We start from the raw sequence: 22,483 nt of genomic DNA, 5'->3' as shown, positions 1-22,483 counted from the left end.
TCCGTTCAATGACGTCCAGGTCGGCCCCCGCAGGCCGGCCTGGACGTCCTCCTTCGGGTCCTTCTCAGAACATCCCGTTCGGGATCTCCGCGGGTGCGGGCACGGGCTGGACCACATCCCAGTGCTCGACGATCTGCCCGTCCACCAGCCGCCACACGTCCACAACCGCAAGTCCACGCTCGTCCCCGGCCGGGGTCATGTGGTAGTGCAGCACCACGTGGTCGTCCTCGGCGACGACCCGCTTGAGGCCGAGCCGGGACCCCGCGACCGGGGAGTTCGCGATGAACTCGATGAACGCGTCCCGGCCGGACGGGTTCCCCGGGCTGTGCTCGATGAAGTCCTCCCGGATCAAGGTGCGCAGTATCTCGATGTTGCCTGCCGCGAACTCCTTGAAGCCGCGCAGGACGAGTTCCTTGTTGCGTGCGGTGACGCTGATCTCCGTCATGCGAACCACCATCGCGGCAGCGCGCTCGGCCTGTCGATTACATGGGATGTAATGGACAGCCCCAGGTGAGAGGGCTAGGTCGAGATGTGGCCGCCCGCGGCGACGAACCGGAGGATTCGTTCGGCGACGAGATCCGCGCGGTCCATCGGTAGCGCGTGTCCGGCCCCGGGCACGATCTCGACGCGGGCGGTCGGCATCACGCGGGCCAGGCGGTCCGCAACCTGGCGGGACTTGTGCAGGGCACTGCGTCCGGCGAGCAGGAACAAGGAACGACTGGCGCGAAGAGCATGGAGATCATCGTCGCTGAAGACGAGGGCCGGGGGCAGGCGGCGGCGGTATCGTGCGGTGGCCGGGATCATCGTCATGATCTCCGTCTCCAGGATCGTGCCGTTGGCCACCAGCCTGGCCAGACGGGGACGTAGCGCGCGCGGGGCGAGGCCGGCCAGCGCGCCCGCGATCGCCCAGCCGTAGAAGCGTGGCCCGGGCAGAGCGAAGCCGGCCGGGTCGAGGAGGACAAGGGTGGCGAACCGGCCGGGTCGGTGGATTTCGTGATTCATTGCCAGCCATCCGCCATATGAGCAGCCGACGGCGTGTGCCGAGTCCACCTTCAGGGCGGTCAGTACCTCACCGAGCCACGCCGCGCCGTCACGGCCGTCGTTTATCGGCGCCTGCTGGACGCTGGCTCCGGCCTCGCCGACCGTGTCGATGGCGATCACGGGGTGCTTGTCGCCGAGGGGCCGGATGTAGCGGTGCCACATCAGGGCGTTTCCGCCCGCGCCGGGCAGCAGCACGATCGGCGTGCCCTGGTCGCGCCCCGCCCGGTAGACGCGGGTGGGTCCGAACGCGGTCGGCACATCGAGCGACGCCGACGGTCCCGGCCAGAGCTCATCGAAGACGCGGTCATAGATGTCGAGGAACTTGATCCTTGCGGCGTCATCCACAAAAGCACCAATGTTCATGATACATACGTATCATAAAGGGAGGTCAAAGAATATGCCCTTGCGCGTCGATCATGAGCAGCGCCGAAAGCACATCGCCGAGGCGGTGCTGCGCATCGCCGAGGCCCAGAGCCTCCAGGAAGTGACCATGCGCGGCGTCGCCGCCGAAGCCGGCGTCTCGCTCCGCCTGGTGCAGTACTACTTCCAGACCAAGGACGCCCTGCTCATGGACGCTCTGGAGCGCCTGACCGCACAACTCGACGCCCGCGTGAGGGAATCGATCGCCGCCGCCGAAGCTCCGCCCACGCCACGCACGATCGTGACGGTCGTCTTGACGAACATCCTGCCCATCGACGCAGAAAGCCGCCGGATCGCCCGTACGTACGCCGCCTTCTACTCTCTCGTGCTCAGCGACCCCGAGTTCGTCGAGAAGCACGGCACCCCGCAGCCGGACATGCTCGAGGCCTTCCTGGCCAAGCAGATCCGCGCCGCCCAGCAGGCTGGGGAGGTCCCGGCCGAAGTGGACCCCGAGGTGAAAGCCGCCGGGCTGCTGGCCATGACCAACGGGCTCGTCTCGAGCGTGCTCGGGACGCAACGTACCGGCGAGGCGGCCCTGGCCGTCCTCACCGCCCATCTCGACGAGCTGTTCCGCCCGCGACCATCGGCCGTCGGCTGAGGTGGCGAGGACGGCGATGACTCCTCCGAAGGAACCCGCAACCGACTCCCGCAGGTCCAGGGTCTATGACGGTTCGGCGCGCGTGGCCCGGTCGAAGAGCTCGGCCAATTCGTTCGCAACTGGAGGATGCATCGCGATCGCACGGTAGGTGATCTGCTGCGGGAGTGGCGGCATCGCCGCCGCCTGAGCCAGCTCGACCTGGCCATACAGGCAAACGTGTCCAGCCGTCACATCAGCTTCGTCGAGACGGGACGTACGGTCCCCAGCCGCGCCATGCTCCTGCACCTGGCCCAGCACCTTGACGTTCCCCTGCGCGAACGCAACCGGCTCCTGGTCGCCGCCGGATACGCCCCCGCGTACGAACGGCGCCCGCTTGAGGATCCGGACCTGGCCGAGGCGTACGAGGCCATCCGAGGGGTCCTCGGCGGGCATGAGCCCTTCCCCGCCGTCGTCGTGGACCGCCACTGGAACGTGCTGCTGGCCAACTCCGCCATGAAGATCTTCCTGGACGGGGTCGATCCGGCACTGCTGGAGCCGCCGGTCAACATGATGCGGCTGGGCCTGGACCCGCGCGGGTTCGCGCCCCGGTTACAGAATCTGGGGCAGGCGCGGGCGTACCTGCTGCCCCGGCTCGCCCGCCAGGCGGCCCGCACGGGGGACCCCGAACTGAGCGCTTTGTACGAGGAACTCCGGTCTTATGGCGTCGAGGACCACCCGCCCACCGCGGGGCCCACTGACATCGCCATGCCCATCCGGCTCCGGCACGACGGGGTCGAGCTCTGCTTCTTCAGCACGATCACGACGTTCGGCGCGGCTTTCGACATCACGCTCGAAGAGATCGCCGTCGAAGCCCTCTTTCCCGCTGACGCCGAGACCGCCGAATACCTGCGGCGGTCGGCGGCTGCCTGACCGACTCGTGCGTGCAGGAAGTATGAGAGGTGGCGTTCCTCCCCACGGGACCGCCTAGAACGCGGTGGAGGGGAAGGTGACGCCCTCCACCGTGACCTTCCTGCCCGAGCACGACACCTTGGGCGAGTCCGTCCCCGGCACGATCACCGTCAGCAGGGACTTCGCCGCCGGCGACACCACCACATTGGTGGGCTGCTTCGACAGGTACGTGGGCGAGACCCACCCCAGCTTCCCGCCACGTTCCACCTTCTGCCCCCCGACCCGGTCGCACGACGGCGACAGCTGCAGCAGGGTGACCTTGAACTTGCCGTCCCCGAGCACCACCTTGCCGCCGCTGTTGGACACCAGCTTGAGCGACGGACCGAAGCGCCACAGGTTCCTGATCTTCTTGCCGCCCGACGCCGTGTCCAGCACCGCCATCAGGTCCTCGCCGTGGTTCACCAGCACCGACCTGGTACGGCTCACCCCGTATGCCTTGTCCGTCAGCTTGAACGACTGCCGGTCCTTGCCGTACTTCGAGCCGACGAGCTTGGAGGAGGTGCGCGGACGGAAGCGGGCGCCGACCACCGTCGGGACGTTGTGCGCCTCGGGCGAGAGCGTCCAGTAGCGGTAGGAGCTCTTCTCGTAGGAGTGGAAGCCGCCGTCCACCAGGATGTCGCGTCCCTGCGCGTAGTACGTGACGCCCAGGTGATCCTCGTGGCCGTGGAACTTCAGCCCGGGCCCGAACCTGATCGAGTAGTACGCCGAGTCCGGCTTGTCCCAGGCCGTGCGGCCGAAGACGTAACCGGCCCGGTACGTCTTGACCTCCTGCTTCGGCGTCCCCGTATCGATCTTGGGCTCGGTCTCGGCGGTGCCGTCGCCGATGGGAACCATGTAGCCGTTCGGCATGGTCGCGTGGGCGACGAAGTCCTTCAGAGCGTCGGCCCGCTTGGCGATGTCGCCGGGCACCTTCCTGCCGCACGCCTTCATGTTGGCCATCGCGACCTGCAGCCGGTCGTACACGTACACCGCGTAGCGGGGCGCCTGCTCCATGAGCGCGCCCTGCGAGTCGACGTCGAGCTTCACCGTGCCGGTCAGGCGGCTGGAGGCCAGGTTCGTCCAGTCCTTGCGGCCGTAGCGGCAGCCGATGCCCATGAGGGCGATGTCCTGGTCCATGCCGTGGTTGTGGCCCTTCTTGTACAGCCGCGAGTCCGACAGGAGCTTGGCGTGATCGGCCAGGCTGTCCTTGAGCCAGCTCTCGTTGACGTGCATGCTCAGGCACAGCAGCGGCTGCGTGCGCAGCGAGACGGGGTGGTCCTGCCACACGTACGGCTTCGTGCCGCCCGCGCCGCGCTTGTTGTGCGCGACCCAGTCCTTGGCGATCTCGGTGGCACGGTCCAGGTAGCGCTGCTCTCCGCTGTTCTCGTAGGCGACGACCAGCGTGCCCATCCAGCGCAGCGACTGGAACACGAACTCCCACGAGCGGTTCCTGTACGGGCTCGCGCTCCAGTCGATCTTCTTTCCCAGCTTGTACGCGGGCAGCCCGACCAGCGAGATCTCGCCCTTCATGACGTCGTCGGCCGTCGGCGTGCCGGGCAGCCAGTCCCCCTGGCACTCCGCGGTACGGGTCACTTTGTCGGCATGCGCGGGGCTCACTAACCCGCCGAGTGCCAGCATGAGGGCAAGAGGTATCGCGAGCCGGCGCACGCCAGTTCCTTTCGGGACAAAAAGTGAAGGCGGAACATGCTGTCCGAATCGCGATCAAGCGGTCAAGCTGTGTGTCGGATTCGTTAGACGCTCGATGCTCGAGCGAGGTGGCGACATGCGGGTGTCCCGGATGGCGGAGACCGTACAGGTCAGGACATGCTTGTCCTGTGACATTCGACGACCTCGTGATCCCGGACACGCCCGCCTGCCGCGGCGCGCTGGAAGCGGCCACCCGCTACCACACGCCCTCGCTGCTCAACCACTCGATCCGCGCCTACCTGTGGGCGGCCGCGTACGCGCGCGACCACGGCATCGCGTTCGACGCCGAGCTGCTGTACGTGTCGGCCATGCTGCACGACATCGGGATGGCGGCGGAGTTCGACAGTCACACGGTGCCCTTCGAGGAGGCCGGCGGGCACGTGGCGTGGATCTTCTGCGCCGGGGCCGGTTGGTCGCCCGAGCGACGGGTACGCGCCGGCGAGGTGATCGTCCGGCACATGTGGGACGAGGTCCCGGTGGAGGAGGACCCGGAGGGCCACCTGCTGGAGCTCTCGACCGGCATGGACATCTCGGGCCGCCGTACGGACGAGATCCCCGAGGCGATACGGCGCGAGGTCCTCGAGCGCTACCCGCGGCTGGAGATCGCCAAGGAGTTCAGCGCGTGCATCTCCGAACAGGGCACGCGCAAGCCGTCGAGCATCGCCGGTCAGTTCGTACGCAACGGCATCGTGGACCGCATCGCCCGCAACCCGCTGGACGCCTAACCCTCGGCAGGCTTGGGGCCGGTGCTCTCGGCGACCTCGAACGACCACAGCTCGGAGCCGGTCGCCGCGGGCCCCTGCCCATGGCCGTGCCCGTGGCCCTGCGCCTGCGCGGCCTGGGCCGCCTGGGCGTGCCCACGCTGGAACGCCTGGCCCTGCTGCCACTTCTGGAAGTCCTCCTCGCTGCGCCAACGGGTGTAGACGAGGTAACGCTCCGTGCCCTCCACCGGCCTGAGCAGCTCGAACCACTCGAACCCGTCGGCCGACTCCACCATCCCGGCTCGGTTGGAGAAACGACGTTCGAGCTCTTCGCGCATGTCGGCGGGTACGTTCAGCACGTTGATCTTCACGACGGACAACGGGAAACCCCTCTCGTCAGCGCACCACCCGGTGCGGGGCTGGTGAGGGCTCCAGGCTAACGCGGGCCACCGCCGGCACATGATCCCGGTCCAGCGCGTCGCGCATGTGCGGCAGCGCCACCGTGGACAGGTGCCGGCTGAGCTCGCCGATGGGGGCGGACTCGTCGGCGATCACGCGTAGTCGCACTTCAGGGCGGCTCGGCGAGCCCACCAGGTCCGCGTCGGCGCGGAGCACGATCGGGCTCGACTCGACGTCGGCGGCGACCGCGTGCGCCATCCCCGGTGCCGACACCTCGGTGATGCCGGTCGGTGACCTCTCCAGCCGTACCGCGCCGTGCGAGATCTCGCTGCGCCCCTGCACGAACAGCCACCGCAGCGCCAGCAGCGCCAGCGCGACCGACACGAGGGCCACGAGCCACCAGATCGCCGGGCTGTTACGGGTGAAGAACCCCCGTACGCCGCCGTCCACGATCGGCGTCCCCGCGGATCCCCAGGCGCCCAGCCCGCGAGCCAGCGCGAGCCCGCCCAGGACGACCAGCGCCAGCCCGACCAGCGCCAGTCCCCACCGGTTCCCCCTGCTGGTCTTCCTGCTCACTTGTGCTCCTTGACGTTCACGGCCACCCGGTACGGCTCCACGGGGTTCAGCCCCGCCAGCCTGGTGAGCACGGCAGTGCGTACCTCCTGGGCGAACCTCTCCTCGTCCCACCCGGACGTGGCCGGTGTGACGGCGACCGTGTGGCCGCGGATCGTGGCGCGGGCCGAGTGCACGCCCGGCACCTCCTCGGCCGCGTGCGCCAGCGCACTGGCGACGCTCCTGGGACGCAGGCCGATGATCACGTCGGGGTCGCCGCTGCGTACGGGCACCATGCCCGGCCGTCCCGGGACCAGGGCGGTGATCAGCAGCGCGAGCCCGATCAGCGACACGACCGCCGAGCCCAGCAGGAACAGCGGGTTCGACCACAGCGTGGAGGCCGCCCAGCCGAGCATCCCGTCGTACGGCACCAAACGCAGCGGGCGGCCGGCCAGCCCGGAGATCGTCTCGGCGGCGACCAGGAGGCTCAGGAGCGCCAGCAGGACGGACACCACGATGGCCGGAACCCTCCTGTTCGGGCGGAACGCCCGCACGGCCGCCCGGTCGGCGGCTCTGTCGCGCGTCACCGGGCGCGTGCCTCCGACCTCGGACGACACGCCCTCGGAAGGCTCACTCCGGGCAGGCACGCCCGGGAGAGTCTCGCTTTCTGCAGGAACGGCGCAAACCTCCTGCTTCGGGAACTGCTCGGTCATGGCACCTCGCCACCGAGGTCGATCATGGTCACGTCCAGGCGGGTGACGTTCAGGCCGGTCTGGGCGGTGACGTGGCCGATCACGTGCTCCCTGAGCCGCGCCGCCACGTCACGCAGCGGCGCCGGGTAGGCGACGCTCACGTTCAGCCGGACCGTGGCCTGCTCGCCGCGGACCTCGGCGCTCGACGAACGCGACCAGGGCCGGCCTCCGAGATGCACCTCCCGCACCTCGGGAATCTCCTCGGCGGCACAGCAGGCGATCTTGGTCACCACCCGGCCGGCGATCTGGGTGTGCCCGCGCAGCTCCGGCGGCGGCTGGGGTGCGGGACGCTGCGCGGGCACCGTCACAGTGCCGGCGCCGGTGACAGTGGTCATCTCCGCCTCTCGGATGACAGTTTCAGCTGGCCGGTCTCGGCGATCCAGCCGACCAGGAAGCCGACCGCGCCGAGCACGAGCACGAGCAGGAACGCGTAGAGCCCACCGAACGCTGCGACGAGCCCGAGAATGATGCCGGCGGCCATGCCGATCACCGGCCACCAGTGGATGTTGTTCATGGTTCCTCCACGACGTCGTCGATGCGCACGTTCACCTGGCGGTCTCCGGCCAGGTCCAGCACGGCCCGCCGTACCTCGTCGGCGGTCTCCGGGAGCGGGCGGTCCATCGTGGCGACGATCGCGATCTCCACCGCTCGGTCGTTCACGGAGACGCCCATGAGCCGTTTGCCCGGCAGGTACGTGGCCACCGTCCCGAACAGTCCACCCGACAGCCCGGCCACGCCCTGACACGATCGCGCCCGCTCGGCGATCGCCGACGCCTCGCCGGTGCCACCCCCCACGGCGACCGTCCCGGCGCCGGCCGCCCCCGAAGCCTGGCCGGTGTCCGTCATTGGACCCGCGGCTCCGGCTCGGCCTGCTCGCCGCGGCCCTTTTCGGTCTCCCGCTCGCGGTCCTGCTCGGGCAGGTGGACGTCGTCGACCCTGATGTTGACCTCGGTCACCTCGAGCCCGCACATCCGCTCGACCGCATTGATGACGTTCTTCCGCACTGCGGCCGCCAGATCGGGGATCGCCGTCCCGTACTCCGTCACGAGGTCGAGGTCGATGGCGGCCTGCCGCTCGCCCACCTCCACCGACACGCCCTGCGAGACGCTCTCCTCGACGCCGACGATGCCGCGCATGCTCCTGAACGCACGCGCCGCGCCGCCGCCCATGGCGTAGACACCGGACACCTCACGAGCGGCCAGTCCGGCGATCTTGGCGACGACACCGTCCTCGATCCTGGTGGTGCCCCGGTCGGTGACCAGCGCGCTCCCCTTGCCGCCCTCGTACGTCCTGGCCCTCGGTACGGTCGCGGCCTGGCCGGCTTCCGTGGTCTGGTTAGACATTGTGTCCGACACGACCGTCACCCCCCTGTTTGTCCTCACTAGTAGTGACCCATAACCACCACAGGCACCCCTGATACCCAACAAAACGGACTTTGGGGACATTTATCGACAATTCCTGACTCGTTGGGGGTGACGTGCGGCACGAGGCGGCGTGCGTTGGGCGGAGCCTCACGGTGGCGGCGATAGCCTTGTCGGGTGCGTATAGCGAGGTTCTCCACAGGCGAAGGCGTGTCGTTCGGCGTGGTCGAAGGTGGTCCGGGTGAGGAGTTCGTCTCCACGGTCGCCGGTCACCCGTTCGGCCAGGTGCAGTTCACCGGCGAGCGGTTCCCGCTGTCGCAAGTGAAGCTGCTGGCCCCGATGCTGCCGAGCAAGGTGGTCGCCATCGGCAGAAACTACGCCGAGCACGCGGCGGAGCTGGGCAACGAGGTGCCCGAGGAGCCGCTCATCTTCATGAAGCCGTCGACGTCGGTGATCGGGCACGGCGAGAACATCGCGTACCCCACGACGCTGTCCGACCGCGTCGACTACGAGGGCGAGCTGGCCGTGGTGATCGGCAGGCTGTGCCGCGAGGTGCCGGTCGAGCGGGTCAAGGACGTCATCTTCGGCTACACGTGTGCCAACGACGTCACCGCCCGCGACCTGCAGAAGAAGGACGTGCAGTTCACCCGGGCCAAGGGGTTCGACACGTTCTGCCCGCTCGGGCCGTGGATCCAGACCGACCTCGACGCGAGCGACCTGGCCCTGACGACCACGGTCAACGGCGAGATCCGGCAGAGCGGGCGCACGAGCCAGCTCATCAACGACATCCCGGCGTTGGTGGCGTACGTCAGCGCGGTCATGACCCTGATCCCGGGCGACGTCATCCTGACCGGCACTCCCGCGGGCGTCGGCCCGCTCCAGGTCGGTGACGAGGTCAGCGTCGGCATCGAAGGCATCGGCACACTCACGAACAAGGTGGTCTCCCGTGACTGAAGTACGGGTGCGGTTCGCCCCGTCCCCAACCGGCATGTTTCATGTGGGCGGCGCCCGCACGGCGCTGTTCAACTGGGCGCTGGCCGAGCAGTCCGGCGGCCGCTTCGTGCTGCGCATCGAAGACACGGACGCGTCGCGTAACCGCCCTGAGTGGACGGAAGGCATCATCTCCGCGCTCGACTGGATCGGCATCAACGGCGGCAACCCGGCGTTCGAGGGCCCCTACTTCCAGTCGGCGTACGAGCCGCAGCACCGTGAGGCCGTGGCGAAGCTGCTGGCCGACGGCAGGGCCTACTACTGCGACTGCACGCGCGAGGCGCTGGTGGCCCGCACCGGCTCCGAGCACAGGGGCTACGACGGCTTCTGCCGCGACCGCGGCCTGACCGAGGGCGCGGTCCGCTTCCGGACCCCCGACGAGGGCGTCACGGTCGTCGAGGACCTCATCCGGGGCAACGTGGAGTTCCCCAACGAGGCCCAGGAAGACTTCGTCATCGCCCGCACCGACGGCTCGCCGCTCTACGTGCTGGCCAACGCGGTCGATGACATCACCCAGAACATCACCCACGTCGTCCGCGGCGAGGAGCACCTGGGCAACGCGGCCAAGCAGATGCTGCTGTGGCCGGCACTGGGCGCCACGCCGCCGGTCTGGGCGCACCTGCCGGTGATCGTCAACGAGCAGCGGAAGAAGCTGTCCAAGCGGCGCGACAAGGTGGCCCTGGAGGACTACCGCGCGGAGGGCTACCTCGCGGAGGCCATGGTCAACTACCTGATGCTGCTCGGCTGGGGCCCGGGTGAGGACCGCGAGATCATGCCGTGGTCGGAGATGGTGCCGCTGTTCGGGCTGGAGAACGTCAACTCCGCCAGCGCGTTCTTCGACGAGAAGAAGCTCCGTGCGTTCAACGGCGAGTACATCCGGGCGCTGCCTCTGGAGACGTTCGAGGCGCGCTGCGCGCCCTACCTCGACCCCTCATGGGACCGGGAGCGGTTCAGCAAGGTCGCGGCGCTGGCTCAGACCCGCATCTCCGTGCTGTCGGAGATCCGGCAGAACGTCGACTTCCTCTTCCTCGAGGAGCCGGTCTTCGACCAGGCGTCCTGGGACAAGGCGATGAAGAACTCCCCGGTGGAGATCCTCACCGACTACCTGGCCAGGCTGGAGACGGTGAGCTGGGACCCCGAGTCGCTCAAGGAGGCGCTGGAGGCCGTCGGCACGGCCCACGGGCTCAAGCTCGGCAAGGCCCAGGCGCCCGTACGCGTGGCGATCACCGGCCGGACGGTGGGCCTGCCGCTGTTCGAGTCCATCGAGGTGCTCGGCCGCGAGCGCGCCCAGGACCGCCTGCGCGCCGCCCTGGCCCGCCTCCACGGCTGATCCGGTGCCCGGCGGCCCGGAGGCGGGTCGCCGGGTGCGCCCTTCTTCCGGCCGCCGTCGGCGCGCTTCCCGCGCCCCTCGATCCTTCTCGTGCGGTGGAAAGAGAGGGCCGGGAAGACGCCGTGACGTGCGGTCCGCGGCTCAGTCGAGGCCGCGGCGGGCGAGCAGCGGCTGGATGCTGGGCTCGCGCCCGCGGAAGTTGCGGAAGGCGGTCAGCGGGTCGAGGCTGCCGCCCCGGGAGAGCAGCTCGCGGCGGAAGTGGTCGCCGTTGGCCCGGATGAGCCCGCCGTTCTCCTTGAACCACTCCACGCTCTCCGCGTCGAGCACCTCGCTCCAGATGTAGGAGTAGTAGCCGGCGCTGTAGCCGCCGGAGAAGATGTGCGCGAAGTAGTTGGTCCGGTAGCGCGGCCTGACCTGCGATACGGCGATCTGGGCGGCTTCCAGGGCCGCGGACTCGAACGCCTCGGGGTCGGCCACCGTCTCGCCTGCCGCCAGCTTGTGCCAGGTCCAGTCGAGCAGCGTGGCGGCCAGGTATTCGACGGTCTTGAAGCCCTGGTTGAACTTCTCCGCCGCCTTCAGCTTCTCCACCAGCTCGGCCGGCATCGGCTCGCCCGTCTCGTGGTGCTTGGCGTAGTTGGCCAGCACCTCGGGCCAGGTCGCCCACATCTCGTTGACCTGCGACGGGTACTCGACGAAGTCGCGCGGCACGGTGGTGCCCGACACGCGCGGGAACCGTACCTGCGAGAAGAGGCCGTGCAGCGCGTGGCCGAACTCGTGGAAGGCGGTGTTCACCTCGTCGTACGTCAGCAGCGTCGGCCCGGAGGCGGGCTTGGTGACGTTGAGGTTGTTCATGACCACGGGCTGCAGCCCGAACAGGAACGACTGGTCCACCAGGTTGTTCATCCACGCCCCGCCGCGCTTGGTCGCCCTCGCGTACGGGTCGAGCACGAACAGCCCCAGCGGGCTCCCGTCCTCGTTGAACACCTCGAACACCGTCACGTCGGGGTGGTATCCGCCGAGATCGGGCCGCTCGGTGAAGGTGATGCCGTACAGCTTGCCGGCCGCGAAGAAGATGCCGTCACGGTAGACGCGGTTGAGCTCGAAGTACGGCCGCATGGCGTCCGCGTCGAAGTCGTAGCGGGCCTGGCGCACCTTCTCGGAGTAGTACGACCAGTCCCACGGCTCGATCTCGAACCCGGCCTGCGCGGTCAGCTCCTCGGCCTCCTTCCGCGCGTTGCGGACGGCGGGGCCGACGAGCTGGCCCAGCATCTCCTCGACCGCCTCGACGGTCTTGGCCGTCTGGTCGGCCACCACGTACGCGGCGTGGCTGGGGAACCCGAGCAGCGCCGCCCGCTCGGCCCGCAGCGCCGCCATCCTGGCCGCCAGTTCGAAGTTGCCCGGCGCCCGGCCCACGCTCAGCTCATACAGCCTGCGGCGCACGTCGCGGTCGGTGAGCAGGGCCAGGCCCGGCTGGTCGGTGAAGTTGAGCAGCGGCAGGACGTACTTGCCGTCCTTGAGGAGCGACTCGATCTTGGCCTGGTCGAAGCCGTCGAGCTCCTTGGGGTCCTCCACGACCAGCGCCGACTCCGTCGAAGCCTTCAGCAGGCTCTGCGCGAACTCCGTCGAGAGCTTCGACAGCTCCTCGTTGAGCTCCCGCAGCCGGTCCTGCTCCGGCTCCGACAGGTCGGCTCCTGCCCTGATGAAGTCTTCCCGGTACTTCTCCAGCAGCCAGGACTCCTCGGGGTCCTCCGTCGTCACCTGCTTGATCCGCGCCCACAGCCCCCGGTTGAGCCGGATGGCGTCCATATGGCGGGTCAGCTGGGGAGAGATCTCCTTCTCGATCTCCATGATGCCGTCCGTGGTGTTGGAGGAGGCGATGCTGAAGAAGACCGTGGCCGTGCGGTCGAGGATCCGTCCCGACCGCTCCAGCGCGGCGATCGTGTTGTCGAAGGTCGGCGGCCCGGGGTCGCCTGCGATCGCGTCGACCTCGGCCAGTTGCTCCGCCATGCCGCGCTCGAACGCGGGCAGGTAGTGCTCCTCGCGGATGTCGGCGAAGGGCGGCAGCTCGTACGGCAGGGTGCTTGGGGCGAAGAACGGGTTACCGGCCAACGGTGGGGCTCCTCCACGTGGTGTTTTGTCCCCTTCAGCTTGGCACGATCAGGCCCGTGCTGTGAGCGGTGGAGGGCGCGTCGGCTAATCGTTTTGGTCTTAGCCCCGTAGCTGGGCTATTCTTTCGGACGTCGCCGAGCGCGCCTCATGAGGGGCCGCTGACGGTGGGGTATGGTGTAATTGGCAGCACGACTGATTCTGGTTCAGTTAGTCTAGGTTCGAGTCCTGGTACCCCAGCACTTCTTTATTTCGCCAGTCCGTGAAGGATTTCGGTAATCTCCCGGTACGTTTTCGCCGTCGGCGCATGGGATGCCTCCACCGAGAAGATCTTGAACGTGTTGTCCGGCGTAGCCGCGTCCGCTTCCTTGATCATCCGGTCCTGCAGCGCGAGCGGGATCGTCTTGTCCCGCGTGTGCCTGATGTAGACGCGCGGCACTCGTCCCCACGCCTCCTTGCGCCCCCGAGCGTCGGCGCTCCCCACCTGGAGACTCTCATCCGGCAGCAACGTGTTCAGCATGGCCAGCAGCTCGCCCTCGCTCGCCTCCGCCATGAACGCCGCCTTGACCGCGTCCAGAAACGTCCTGTCGTTCGTGCGCCAGTTCATGCGGATCGCGCCGATCACCCGCGGGTCGGCGATGATGCCCCTCTCCGCCACGCTCGCCGCGAGGCTCTCCTTGCCTTCCGGCGTCGCCAGATAGTCGTTGGGAGAGGGCAGCTCCGTGCAGCAGAACGCGGTGTCGTAGACGAGCAGGTCGATCAGCTCGGGCACCGCGTCGGCCGCCTTCGTGATCGCGGCGCCGCCCAGGCTGCCGCCGACCAGGATCACCGGGCCGTGGCCGGAGGCCCGGCGCACGACGTCCACCGTGGCCTCCACATAATCGTCCAGGGTGACCCCCGCCATCGGCGACGGCAGCGTGGCCAGCTTCTCCAGGTCCTGCGGCGCCTGATAGGCGAGGTGAAACTGCTCCTCGGGGCCGTGGCCCGGCAGGTTCACCCCGACGGTGCGGTGGCCGCGCAGCGTCAGCTCGGAGTCCGCCGCGGCCACGCCGTTCGCGCCGGTCACGAAGACGTACGTGGTCACGTCCTTCCTGGGCTTGGCCGCCGAGGCGCCCGCGGCGCCGGCCCCCGCGACGGCGGCGTACTGGAACATGTCTCTACGGGTCGGAAAGCTCATGACTCGATGTTCGCCCTGTTCAGCCTGGGTGCGCATCGCCTGCCCGGCTCGTCGTGCGGTGGATGCCCGGCATCCACCGATCGGTCGATGACGTGCCAGGCTTGACCTCATGAGCTGGCTCGACGGCCGCGAGCGCTGGGCGTTCCTGGGGCTCGCGTACGCACTGCTCGTGATCTCCACGGCCGCGGCCGCCCTCGCGGACGCGCCCACCGGCGGCGCGCCCTGGCCGATCCTTCGCTGGCTGGCGGGCCCACTCGTGACCTGGCTCTCGGCCACGGCCGAGCCGGTCGCCGGCGCCCTGACCGCACCTTCGGCCCCTGCCCTGACCTGGTTGGGGTCGCCTGAGCCGACCGGGCCCGTGGTGGGATGGCCGGTGCCGGCGTTGGTCGCGGCGGTGTGGGTGGCGCCGATCGCGTGGCTCCACCCTCGCCGCGACAAGCACCGCGTGCTGGTCGTGAGCCACTACCTCGTCCTGATCGCCCTCGCCGGCGCGCTGACCGCCGCGAGCTCCGCCTTCATCCTGTTCGCCGCGATCGGCTACCCGCTGGCCATCGCCATGCTGCCGGCCCGGCTGGTCATGGCGGGAGTGACGCTCACCGCCATCGTCAACGTGACCGCCCAGGCGGGCCCGGGTGCCGGAGACACCCTTCTCACCGTGATCGCGGGCGTGGCGCTGCCGCTGGTCATCGCCGGTTGGTACGTCTCCAGCGAGCACGACAAACGCCGCCGCCTGGTCGAGCGGCTGCGTGCCGCCATGGCGGAGAACGCCGACCTGAACGCCAGGCTCCTCGACCAGGCCAGGTCGGCGGGCGTGCTCGACGAGCGGCACCGCGTGGCGGGCGAGATCCACGACACGGTGGCGCAGGACCTCGTCGCGCTGATCGGCCAGCTCAACGCCGCCGATCGCGCCTCCCAGCCCCCCGTGCGCCGCCGCCACCTCGACCAGGCCGCGGAGCTGGCCCGCCGGAGCCTGTCCGAGGCCCGCCGATCCGTACGCGCCCTGCGCCCCGAGCCGCTGGAGAACGCGAGGCTCCCGGAGGCGATCAACGCCATGGCCGAGTCGTGGTCGCAGGCGGCCGGCGTGGATCTGGCGCTCGAGATCACCGGCACCCCGGTCGCCCTGGCCGCCGACGTGGAGACCACCCTCTTCCGCGTCGCCCAGGAGGCTCTGGCCAATGTCGCCAAGCACGCCAGAGCCACCAGGACGGGCCTCACGCTGTCGTACACGGACGAAACGGTCCTCCTCGACATTCGCGACGACGGGACCGGCTTCGACCCGCAGGAGCCCGCTGACGGCTTCGGGCTGGACGGGATGCGGCAACGCGTGCGCGGCGTCGGCGGCACCCTGGACATCGAGTCCGAACCGGGCCAGGGCACGGCCGTGGCCGCCGCCGTCCCCGCCATCCCCGCGGAAGATGCTGATGAGACGGCCGAAGCCATCCACGGACGGGCCGCGGCGGAAGGGCGGCCGGCCGACTGCCAGGTTGGGCGACTGGATCTCCAGGCCTCCGGGGCGGCCGATCGACCTCCGGAGACGGCGGTGGATGAGACGCTGGCGAGGGACGATCACCCGGGGGAGGGGGACGGATGCCGGTGAGGTTGCTGATAGCGGACGATCACCCCATCGTGCGCGACGGCCTACGCGCGGCACTCGGCGGGGAGCCCGACTTCGAGATCGTCGGGGAGGCGGCCGACGGCGCGGAGGCCGTCCGGCTGGCCGCCGAGCTCGAGCCTGACATCGTCCTCATGGACCTGCGCATGCCGGGCATGGACGGCGTCACCGCCATCCGCCGCCTCCACGGCACAGGCCCGAGGGTGCTGGTGCTCACCACGTTCGACACCGACGTCCTGCCCGCCCTCGAGGCGGGCGCCACCGGCTACCTGCTGAAGGACGCCCCTCCGGAGGAGCTCGTGCGTGCCGTCAGAGCCACCCACAGGGGCGAGACCGTCCTCGCTCCCGCCGTCGCGGGCCGCCTCGCCGACCACCTCCGCAGGCCGTCCAGGGGCAGGCTCAGCAAGCGCGAGCTGGAGGTGCTCCACCTCGTGGCGGGGGGAGCGACGAACAAGGAGGCCGCGGCCGGTCTGTTCATCAGCGAGGCCAGCGTCAAGACACACCTGCTGCACATCTACGCCAAGCTCGACGTCCGCGACCGCGCCTCCGCCGTCGCCGAAGCCTACCGCCGCGGCCTCCTCACCCACTGACGGGGGCTGGAGGTGCGGCGGTGATTTGGGTAGAGTCCGCCCGGCCTATGGATGTCTTTCGTATTCGCGCGGGCAGCTTCCCACGCTTCGTCGCCCCGTTCATCGCCCCGCTCGTCCTCTTCTTCGCCGTATGCCTCCTCCTCGGCGCCATCCTGACCGGCAGCACCCCACTGGGCGTCGTCATCGGCGCCCTGGCCACCGCAATACTCCTGGCCGTGCTCACGGCCAAGCACCGCCGCCTGACCGCCGGCACCGTCGTCCGGTTCTCGCCCGACGGCGTGGAGCTGACCGATTCGTACGGCTTCCGCGTCCACCTCCGCTGGCCCGACATCACCAGGATCGACATCGTGGACACCCAGCTGGCCAACCCGAGGACCATGGGCCGCCTGGGCGGCGTGCGGGTGCGGGCTCAGGCGCTACGGTCCGTGGGGCTCATCGGGTGGGGCGAGCGGACGCTGCCGCCCCGCCTACCGGGCTGGATGCGGGACCGGCTGGCCCGCGTTCCCGTGGACCTGATGACCGGTCGCCCGGAGGTGGCGATCCCGCTCGGGGAGATCGATCCGCTGTGGGAACGAGGGCCGATGGGGGACTGGGTTCGCCGCCACAGGCCCGATCTGATGGGCTGATAAGCGGTTTGGAGTGGTCTCCGGGGTGCGGTAGAGTTACCTGCGTTGCCGGGGAGGCCCGGCACCACCGCTTGTGGACAGGGTCCCGTCGTCTAGTGGCCCAGGACGCCGCCCTCTCAAGGCGGTAGCGCCGGTTCGAATCCGGTCGGGACTACCACTTGTCACAAGCCCGCGAAGGTCCCGTCGTCTAGTGGCCCAGGACGCCGCCCTCTCAAGGCGGTAGCGCCGGTTCGAATCCGGTCGGGACTACGTCTACTCCACCCGCTCCGGCGCTCACAGCCCGGAGCGTTTCGCTTTTCCGGCCGAAGAAACGACTTCACGCACCGCCGAACGGCTCACCAGCCTCGGCCCCGCACCGGGTGGACGACCGCGCGTAGTGCGCTGGGTGGACGGCCGCGCGCGGTGCGCCAGGTGGGTGATCGCGCGTGATGTGTTTAGGTTGACGAATTCGCGTGGCGTGCCGGTTGACGACTCTCACGGAGCCGGCCCACTTTGCGCTCGTAACGGCGCCCAGCCCCGCACACCACACGACCGTCTCCCTGGACAGAGCCCGGCCACGTGCGGCGGGTGGGTTGCCCGTGCTCCGCCGTAAAACATGAAGGACGAGACGGCGTGCGGCGGGTGGGTTGCCCGTGCTCCGCCGTAAAACATGAAGGACGAGACGGCGTGCGGCGGGTGGGCCGTGCTCCGCCGCAAAACATGAAGGTACGCGACGGCGCCGCACATGCGACTAGAAGGCCCCCGCGAACAGGAATCCGCGGGGGCCTGGGAAGCGGTTAGGCGGAACGGGCCTTGAAGAGGGCGCGACGGGCCGCCTTGGCGACTTGTTTGTCCGGGTGGACCTGGGAGATCAGGTCCAGCAGTTCCTCCACGTGCGCGTGCGGGATCCGCCAGACCACCTCGAGCAGGCTGTTGACCATCTCGGGCCCGATGTCCCGCAAGCTGCTCACGAACTCCGACCGCCCCAGACCGGCAGAGATCGTCCACATGTCCAGGATCAGCCAGTGTGTGTCGTCCTGAGTGGGCTCGGGCGCCCCCTCGACCTCCAGCTGGCTCAGATGCGTGGCAGCGTAGGGCCGCAGCGAGGGCTGCTTGAGCGCCGCCTGCCAGGCCGGGATGGCGGCCTCGCCCAGCGTGCCGACCACGCTGGCGGCCTGCACCCTGATCAGCGCGTCGCTCTCGTCCTCGGCCGCCGCGTCCAGCAGCTCCTCGGCCGCCTTGCCCGGCTCCCGCAGCCGCATCCAGGCCGCGAACTCCGCGTCGGCCTCGTCCTCCGGCAGCTCCGCGCTGAGCGCCAGCAGCTCGTGGGCGCTCATGGACTCGATCGCGGGCCGCGCGTCCACCTCGATGTCGGCGTCGTCCACCAGGTGGACGACCCCCTCGGTGCCGAGCGGCGTGAGCCGGACGGTGGTGCCGTCGACCTCGACCATGCCGTAACCGGCCAGCCAGTCGATCGCGGGCGTCAGCGGGTCGCCCGCCGCCTCCCACGCGTCCGCCCCCAGCTCGTCGAGGTCGGCGGCGGCCTCGGCCAGGTCCTGCGCCAGCTCGTCGAACTCGCGCGAGCCGCCCGCCAGCAGCAGGCGGACCAGCAGGCCCCGCGTCAGGCCCGTCAGCGCCATCGTGAGGTCTTCGTCGTCGAGCTCCGGATCGCCGTAGTCGACCGAGTGGAGGCCCAGCATCCAGGCGTCGAGCACGTCCTCGTCGTCGTCGAACGGCCACTCGGAGGTGTCGTCCTGCACCGCCACCGTGTTGCCCTCGCCCGGCTGGAGGAACTCCAGGTCCACGGCCAGGTTCCAGAGGTTCCAGAGCTGGGGGACCGCCTCGGCGATCGGGCCGTCGGTCTCGGGCCTGGGCAGCCCGGCGGCCGCCAGCGCCTCCTCCACCTCGGCGTCGGTGAGCAGGGTGTCCTCGCCCACCCGGCGGCCCGACCCCACCCACAGGGCGAGGTCGCGGGCCTTGGCGACCAGCGGCGCCTGCCGGGCGGCCTCGGCCAGCTCGGTGTCGGGCCGCAACCGGATCGTGTCGAGATCGGCGAGCTCGTCCGCGAACGGCTCGAAATCGCCAAGGTCGCCGACCTCTTCCTCCTCGTCGTCGCCCTCGGTGTCGTCCAGCAGCTCTTCCATGAGGTCGACGAACTCGTCTTCGACGTCGTCCAGCTCCGCCTGCAGATCGGCGAGGGAGTCCGAGCCCTTGGCCAGCCTGCCGGTCTGGGAGAGGAACGTCAGGTACGCGTCCACGGCCGGGAGCATCCCGTCGGCGGCGGCGTCGGGATCCTCCACGACCTTGGGCATGCGGTCGAGCAGCAGGTTACGCAGGTCGGCGCGCTTCCAGGTGCCGAGGTCCTGCGAGAAGGCGAGACGGTGCCAGAGTGCGGCAGGCCCCACGAGCTCGGGGTCGCTTCCGGGCGCGTTCGCACGCGCCCACATGATGAACTCTTCGAGCAGGGGTCGCAGCTCAGTGGCGGCTACCTCGATGCGATCTGTCACGCACTCAGGCTAGTGCGCCCGCGAGGCACTCGGCTCCCCAAATACCTGCTTTTGCCGATCATGACGTGCGACGCATTGCCTCCGTTATACGTTCGGCGGCCGCCATAACGGGCACCGCGTGGAGCCGTCCCGGTGCCCTCGTGAGCCGTTCGATGGGGCCGGAGACCGACACGGCCGCGATCACTTTGCCGCCGCTGCCCCTGATGGGGGCCGACACGCTGGCCACGCCCTGCTCGCGCTCGCCGACGCTGTGGGCCCAGCCACGGCGCCGTACTGAGGCGAGGGTGGCGGCGCTGAACTTGGCGCCGCGCAGGCCCCGGTGCAGGCGATCCGGCTCCTCCCAGGCCAGCAGAATCTGCGCCGCCGAGCCCGCCGTCATGGGCAGCGCCGACCCGACCGGCACGGTGTCCCGCAGGCCGCTGGAGCGTTCGGCGGCCGCTACGCAGACGCGCTCGTCGCCCTGGCGGCGGTAGAGTTGCGCACTCTCCCCGGTGAGATCCCTGAGCTGCAGCAGCACGGGTGCGGCCACCGCCAGCAGCCGGTCCTCGCCGGCCGCGGTGGACAACTCGGAAAGCCGGGGACCCAACACGAATCTGCCCTGTGTGTCACGACTCACAATGCGGTGATGCTCAAGTGCGACGGCGAGCCGGTGGGCCGTGGGGCGGGCCAGACCGGTGGCCTGGACGAGCTGCGCCAGTGAAGCGGGTCCCGCTTCGAGGGCATTGAGTACAAGAACGGCCTTGTCGAGTACTCCGACTCCGCTAGAGTTGTCCATGTACCGATACTGCCGTCTCGACATATGAGAAAGCAAGTCGGAGGCAAACTCCACGCGAGGGGATATTGGGGCCCCAGCGAGTGATGCGACGGTGCATCGCGAACAACCCAGGAGGAGACATGGGCCGCACACTGGCCGAGAAGGTCTGGGAGCAACACGTAGTCCGGCGCGCCGAGGGCGAACCGGACCTGCTCTACATCGACCTGCACCTCATTCACGAGGTGACCAGCCCGCAGGCGTTCGACGGGCTCCGTCTCGCCGGCCGGAAGGTGCGGCGGCCCGATCTCACGATCGCCACCGAGGACCACAACGTGCCGACCGTGCTCGGCCCGATCTCGGACCCGGTGTCCAAGACACAGGTCGAGACGCTGCGCAAGAACGCCGCCGAGTTCGGCATCAGGCTCCATCCGATGGGCGACGCCGGTCAGGGCGTGGTGCACATCATCGGCCCGCAGTTCGGGCTGACGCAGCCGGGCATGACGATCGTGTGTGGCGACTCTCACACTTCGACGCACGGCGCGTTCGGCGGTATCGCGTTCGGCATCGGCACCTCCGAGGTCGAGCACGTGCTCGCCACGCAGACCCTGCCCGCGTACCGGCCGAGGACGATGGCCATCGAGGTCTCCGGAGAGTTGCCCGCGGGCGTCACGGCCAAGGACCTGATCCTGGCCATCATCGCCAAGATCGGCACCGGCGGCGGCCAGGGCTACATCGTCGAGTACCGCGGCGAGGCCGTCCGCAAGCTCTCCATGGAGGGCCGGATGACGGTCTGCAACATGTCGATCGAGGCAGGCGCCCGCGCCGGCATGATCGCGCCGGACGAGACCACGTTCGAGTACCTCAAAGACCGCCCGCACGCGCCCCAGGGCGAGGCGTGGGACCAGGCCGTCGAATACTGGAAGTCGCTGCGCACCGACGACGACGCCGTGTTCGACAAGGTCGTGGAGATCGACGCCTCGACGCTGACCCCGTACGTCACGTGGGGCACCAACCCCGGGCAGGGCCTGCCGCTGGGCGAGTCAGTCCCGTCCCCGGAGAGCTTCTCCGACCCCGTCGCCCGATCGGCCGCCGAGCGGGCCCTGGAGTACATGGGCCTGACCGCGGGCACGCCGCTGCGCGAGATCGAGGTCGACACGGTCTTCGTCGGCTCGTGCACCAACGGGCGCATCGAGGACCTGCGCTCGGCCGCCGAGATCCTGCGCGGCCGTCAGGTGAAGACCCGCACGCTGATCGTGCCCGGCTCGATGCTGGTCAAGCTGCAGGCCGAGCAGGAGGGCCTGCACGAGGTGTTCAAGGCCGCCGGCGCCGAGTGGCGCGAGGCAGGCTGCTCGATGTGCCTGGGCATGAACCCCGACACGCTCAAGCCCGGCGAGCGCAGCGCCTCCACCTCCAACCGCAACTTCGAGGGCCGCCAGGGCAAGGGTGGCCGTACCCACCTGGTGTCGCCGCAGGTCGCCGCCGCGACCGCCGTCACCGGCCGCCTCACTGCGCCCGCCGACCTGTAAGGAGAGCTCACCGATGGAAGCATTCACCACCCACACCGGTACGGCGGTGCCGCTGCGCCGCAGCAACGTCGACACCGACCAGATCATCCCGGCCGTCTGGCTCAAGCAGGTCAGCCGCACCGGCTTCGAGAAGGGCCTGTTCGCGGCCTGGCGCGAGGACCCGACGTTCGTGCTGAACGACCCGTCCTACGAGGGCGGCTCGATCCTCGTCTCCGGTCCCGACTTCGGCACCGGCTCCTCGCGTGAGCACGCGGTCTGGGCGCTGCAGCAGTACGGGTTCCGCGTCGTGATCGCCGCCCGCTTCGGCGACATCTTCCGCAACAACTCCACGAAGATGGGCCTGCTGCCGGTCGTCCTGCCGGGCGAGAAGATCGAGGCCCTGCAGGCGGCCGTCGAGGCCGACCCGAAGCTGGAGGTCACCGTCGACCTGGTGGAACGCCAGGTCCGCTGGGCCGGCGAGGTCGTGCCGTTCGAGATCGACGACTACACCCGCTGGCGGCTCATGGAGGGGCTTGACGACATCGGGCTGACCCTGCGTCACGCCGACGATGTGGCGGCGTACGAGAATGGTCGGCAGCCATGGCTGCCGACGACCGTCTAGAAGACGACGAACTGGCGCGGCGGTTGCGCGAGGCGCACCGCCGCGTCCGCATGCTCCCCGCGGCGGAGAAGGCCCGGCTGGGCCGCCGTTACCTCGCGATCTGCGACCTGGCGAAGCGGGATCCGGAAAGGGCGGCCGTCCGCTTGGACGCCTTTCTGGCCTCTCTCGACACGCCACGTAGTGGCGAAAATACGCTTGGTGATTGAGTTCCCCCGCGATCCAGCCTA

The 22,483-nt window shown here is 69.6% G+C and carries 25 protein-coding genes and 3 tRNA genes; 14 read left to right on the top strand and 14 right to left on the bottom strand.

Annotated features, from left to right (window positions below; translation table 11 throughout):
- Positions 1-64 precede the first annotated feature (64 nt).
- Together ACQPWU_RS50550 and ACQPWU_RS50545 are read right to left on the bottom strand one after the other, a co-directional pair.
- Positions 65-445 (bottom strand): nuclear transport factor 2 family protein, encoded by a 381-nt coding sequence (locus tag ACQPWU_RS50550; RefSeq protein ID WP_433433675.1) that lies wholly within the window; start codon positions 443-445, stop codon positions 65-67.
- Positions 446-519: 74 nt separating this feature from the next.
- Positions 520-1,386, bottom strand: a complete 867-nt coding sequence (locus tag ACQPWU_RS50545; protein ID WP_433433673.1) for an alpha/beta fold hydrolase — start codon at positions 1,384-1,386, stop codon at positions 520-522.
- A 58-nt stretch (positions 1,387-1,444) separates the two neighbouring features.
- Here ACQPWU_RS50545 and ACQPWU_RS50540 point away from each other — a divergent pair, with 58 nt between their 5' ends.
- Together ACQPWU_RS50540 and ACQPWU_RS50535 are read left to right on the top strand one after the other, a co-directional pair.
- The gene (locus tag ACQPWU_RS50540) at positions 1,445-2,059 is read left to right on the top strand and encodes a TetR/AcrR family transcriptional regulator (protein WP_433433671.1); all 615 of its coding nucleotides are present in this window, start codon (positions 1,445-1,447) and stop codon (positions 2,057-2,059) included.
- Between the two features lie 126 nt (positions 2,060-2,185).
- Complete coding sequence (locus tag ACQPWU_RS50535) at positions 2,186-2,968, top strand: helix-turn-helix domain-containing protein (RefSeq protein WP_433433669.1); 783 nt, start codon at positions 2,186-2,188, stop codon at positions 2,966-2,968.
- A 54-nt stretch (positions 2,969-3,022) separates the two neighbouring features.
- Here the strand turns inward: ACQPWU_RS50535 and ACQPWU_RS50530 are convergent, their stop codons facing one another.
- Positions 3,023-4,654 (bottom strand): heparinase II/III family protein, encoded by a 1,632-nt coding sequence (locus ACQPWU_RS50530; RefSeq protein WP_433433668.1) that lies wholly within the window; start codon positions 4,652-4,654, stop codon positions 3,023-3,025.
- Positions 4,655-4,821: 167 nt separating this feature from the next.
- On the opposite strand from ACQPWU_RS50530, the gene ACQPWU_RS50525 reads away from it, so the two are divergent.
- Entirely contained in the window at positions 4,822-5,418 is a 597-nt protein-coding gene (locus ACQPWU_RS50525) for an HD domain-containing protein (protein ID WP_433433666.1), read from the top strand.
- Here the strand turns inward: ACQPWU_RS50525 and ACQPWU_RS50520 are convergent.
- From ACQPWU_RS50520 to ACQPWU_RS50490, 7 genes are all read right to left on the bottom strand, one after another.
- The gene (locus tag ACQPWU_RS50520; RefSeq protein ID WP_433433664.1) at positions 5,415-5,774 is read right to left on the bottom strand and encodes an antibiotic biosynthesis monooxygenase family protein; all 360 of its coding nucleotides are present in this window, start codon (positions 5,772-5,774) and stop codon (positions 5,415-5,417) included. The genes ACQPWU_RS50525 and ACQPWU_RS50520 overlap by 4 nt on opposite strands.
- Positions 5,775-5,790: 16 nt before the next feature.
- Complete coding sequence (locus tag ACQPWU_RS50515; protein WP_433433663.1) at positions 5,791-6,369, bottom strand: alkaline shock response membrane anchor protein AmaP; 579 nt, start codon at positions 6,367-6,369, stop codon at positions 5,791-5,793.
- Positions 6,366-6,932, bottom strand: a complete 567-nt coding sequence (locus tag ACQPWU_RS50510) for a DUF6286 domain-containing protein (protein WP_433433661.1) — start codon at positions 6,930-6,932, stop codon at positions 6,366-6,368. The genes ACQPWU_RS50515 and ACQPWU_RS50510 overlap by 4 nt, the downstream gene beginning before the upstream one ends.
- Positions 6,933-7,054: 122 nt before the next feature.
- Complete coding sequence (locus tag ACQPWU_RS50505; RefSeq protein ID WP_433433659.1) at positions 7,055-7,432, bottom strand: Asp23/Gls24 family envelope stress response protein; 378 nt, start codon at positions 7,430-7,432, stop codon at positions 7,055-7,057.
- Entirely contained in the window at positions 7,429-7,611 is a 183-nt protein-coding gene (locus ACQPWU_RS50500; protein WP_433433657.1) for a DUF2273 domain-containing protein, read from the bottom strand. Before ACQPWU_RS50500 ends, ACQPWU_RS50505 begins: the two co-directional genes overlap by 4 nt.
- Positions 7,608-7,943 carry a hypothetical protein gene (locus ACQPWU_RS50495; RefSeq protein WP_433433655.1) on the bottom strand — a complete coding sequence of 112 codons (336 nt, stop codon included), beginning with the start codon at positions 7,941-7,943 and terminating at the stop codon, positions 7,608-7,610. The genes ACQPWU_RS50500 and ACQPWU_RS50495 overlap by 4 nt, the downstream gene beginning before the upstream one ends.
- A complete protein-coding gene (locus ACQPWU_RS50490; RefSeq protein WP_433433653.1) occupies positions 7,940-8,440 on the bottom strand; it encodes an Asp23/Gls24 family envelope stress response protein in 501 nt (166 codons plus the stop codon). The genes ACQPWU_RS50495 and ACQPWU_RS50490 overlap by 4 nt, the downstream gene beginning before the upstream one ends.
- A gap of 195 nt (positions 8,441-8,635) precedes the next feature.
- Here ACQPWU_RS50490 and ACQPWU_RS50485 point away from each other — a divergent pair, with 195 nt between their 5' ends.
- Together ACQPWU_RS50485 and gltX are read left to right on the top strand one after the other, a co-directional pair.
- Positions 8,636-9,412 (top strand): fumarylacetoacetate hydrolase family protein, encoded by a 777-nt coding sequence (locus tag ACQPWU_RS50485; protein WP_360690920.1) that lies wholly within the window; start codon positions 8,636-8,638, stop codon positions 9,410-9,412.
- Entirely contained in the window at positions 9,405-10,778 is a 1,374-nt protein-coding gene (gene gltX, locus ACQPWU_RS50480) for a glutamate--tRNA ligase (RefSeq protein ID WP_433433651.1), read from the top strand. Before ACQPWU_RS50485 ends, gltX begins: the two co-directional genes overlap by 8 nt.
- Before the next feature lie 141 nt (positions 10,779-10,919).
- Here the strand turns inward: gltX and ACQPWU_RS50475 are convergent, their stop codons facing one another.
- Positions 10,920-12,887, bottom strand: coding sequence for a M3 family metallopeptidase (locus ACQPWU_RS50475; protein ID WP_433433649.1), 1,968 nt, complete (start codon positions 12,885-12,887; stop codon positions 10,920-10,922).
- 165 nt (positions 12,888-13,052) lie between these two features.
- Here ACQPWU_RS50475 and ACQPWU_RS50470 point away from each other — a divergent pair.
- Positions 13,053-13,124 (top strand) — tRNA-Gln (locus ACQPWU_RS50470).
- 7 nt (positions 13,125-13,131) lie between these two features.
- Here ACQPWU_RS50470 and ACQPWU_RS50465 read toward each other — a convergent pair.
- On the bottom strand, positions 13,132-14,061 hold the full coding sequence (locus ACQPWU_RS50465; RefSeq protein ID WP_433433648.1) for an alpha/beta hydrolase: 930 nt from the start codon (positions 14,059-14,061) through the stop codon (positions 13,132-13,134).
- Between the two features lie 109 nt (positions 14,062-14,170).
- Between ACQPWU_RS50465 and ACQPWU_RS50460 the strand changes: the two genes are divergently transcribed.
- The 5 genes from ACQPWU_RS50460 to ACQPWU_RS50440 all read left to right on the top strand — a co-directional run bounded on the left by ACQPWU_RS50460 (position 14,171) and on the right by ACQPWU_RS50440 (position 17,138).
- On the top strand, positions 14,171-15,658 hold the full coding sequence (locus tag ACQPWU_RS50460) for a sensor histidine kinase (protein WP_433433646.1): 1,488 nt from the start codon (positions 14,171-14,173) through the stop codon (positions 15,656-15,658).
- Complete coding sequence (locus ACQPWU_RS50455; protein WP_433433644.1) at positions 15,649-16,263, top strand: response regulator; 615 nt, start codon at positions 15,649-15,651, stop codon at positions 16,261-16,263. The genes ACQPWU_RS50460 and ACQPWU_RS50455 overlap by 10 nt, the downstream gene beginning before the upstream one ends.
- Positions 16,264-16,310: 47 nt before the next feature.
- Positions 16,311-16,889 carry a hypothetical protein gene (locus tag ACQPWU_RS50450; protein ID WP_433433642.1) on the top strand — a complete coding sequence of 193 codons (579 nt, stop codon included), beginning with the start codon at positions 16,311-16,313 and terminating at the stop codon, positions 16,887-16,889.
- Positions 16,890-16,970: 81 nt separating this feature from the next.
- Positions 16,971-17,046, top strand: a tRNA-Glu gene (locus ACQPWU_RS50445).
- A gap of 19 nt (positions 17,047-17,065) precedes the next feature.
- Positions 17,066-17,138, top strand: a tRNA-Glu gene (locus ACQPWU_RS50440).
- Positions 17,139-17,665: 527 nt separating this feature from the next.
- Here the strand turns inward: ACQPWU_RS50440 and ACQPWU_RS50435 are convergent.
- A complete protein-coding gene (locus ACQPWU_RS50435) occupies positions 17,666-19,375 on the bottom strand; it encodes a hypothetical protein (RefSeq protein WP_433433640.1) in 1,710 nt (569 codons plus the stop codon).
- A gap of 58 nt (positions 19,376-19,433) precedes the next feature.
- Positions 19,434-20,150: an IclR family transcriptional regulator gene (locus ACQPWU_RS50430; protein ID WP_360690896.1), complete on the bottom strand. Its 717-nt coding sequence runs from the start codon at positions 20,148-20,150 to the stop codon at positions 19,434-19,436.
- Positions 20,151-20,269: 119 nt separating this feature from the next.
- Between ACQPWU_RS50430 and leuC the strand changes: the two genes are divergently transcribed.
- Genes leuC through ACQPWU_RS50415 form a run of 3 tightly spaced genes read left to right on the top strand, consistent with a single transcriptional unit; the run spans position 20,270 to position 22,462 of the window.
- Entirely contained in the window at positions 20,270-21,655 is a 1,386-nt protein-coding gene (gene leuC / locus ACQPWU_RS50425) for a 3-isopropylmalate dehydratase large subunit (protein ID WP_433433638.1), read from the top strand.
- Between the two features lie 13 nt (positions 21,656-21,668).
- The gene (gene leuD, locus ACQPWU_RS50420) at positions 21,669-22,256 is read left to right on the top strand and encodes a 3-isopropylmalate dehydratase small subunit (protein ID WP_433433636.1); all 588 of its coding nucleotides are present in this window, start codon (positions 21,669-21,671) and stop codon (positions 22,254-22,256) included.
- On the top strand, positions 22,235-22,462 hold the full coding sequence (locus tag ACQPWU_RS50415; RefSeq protein ID WP_433433634.1) for a hypothetical protein: 228 nt from the start codon (positions 22,235-22,237) through the stop codon (positions 22,460-22,462). The genes leuD and ACQPWU_RS50415 overlap by 22 nt, the downstream gene beginning before the upstream one ends.
- Positions 22,463-22,483 lie beyond the last annotated feature (21 nt).

The organism is Nonomuraea sp. CA-141351, from assembly GCF_050944675.1.
Taxonomy (GTDB): Bacteria; Actinomycetota; Actinomycetes; order Streptosporangiales; family Streptosporangiaceae; genus Nonomuraea.
The sequence above is the reverse complement of the archived record's forward strand: the minus strand, read 5'-3'. Positions and strand labels throughout refer to the sequence as shown.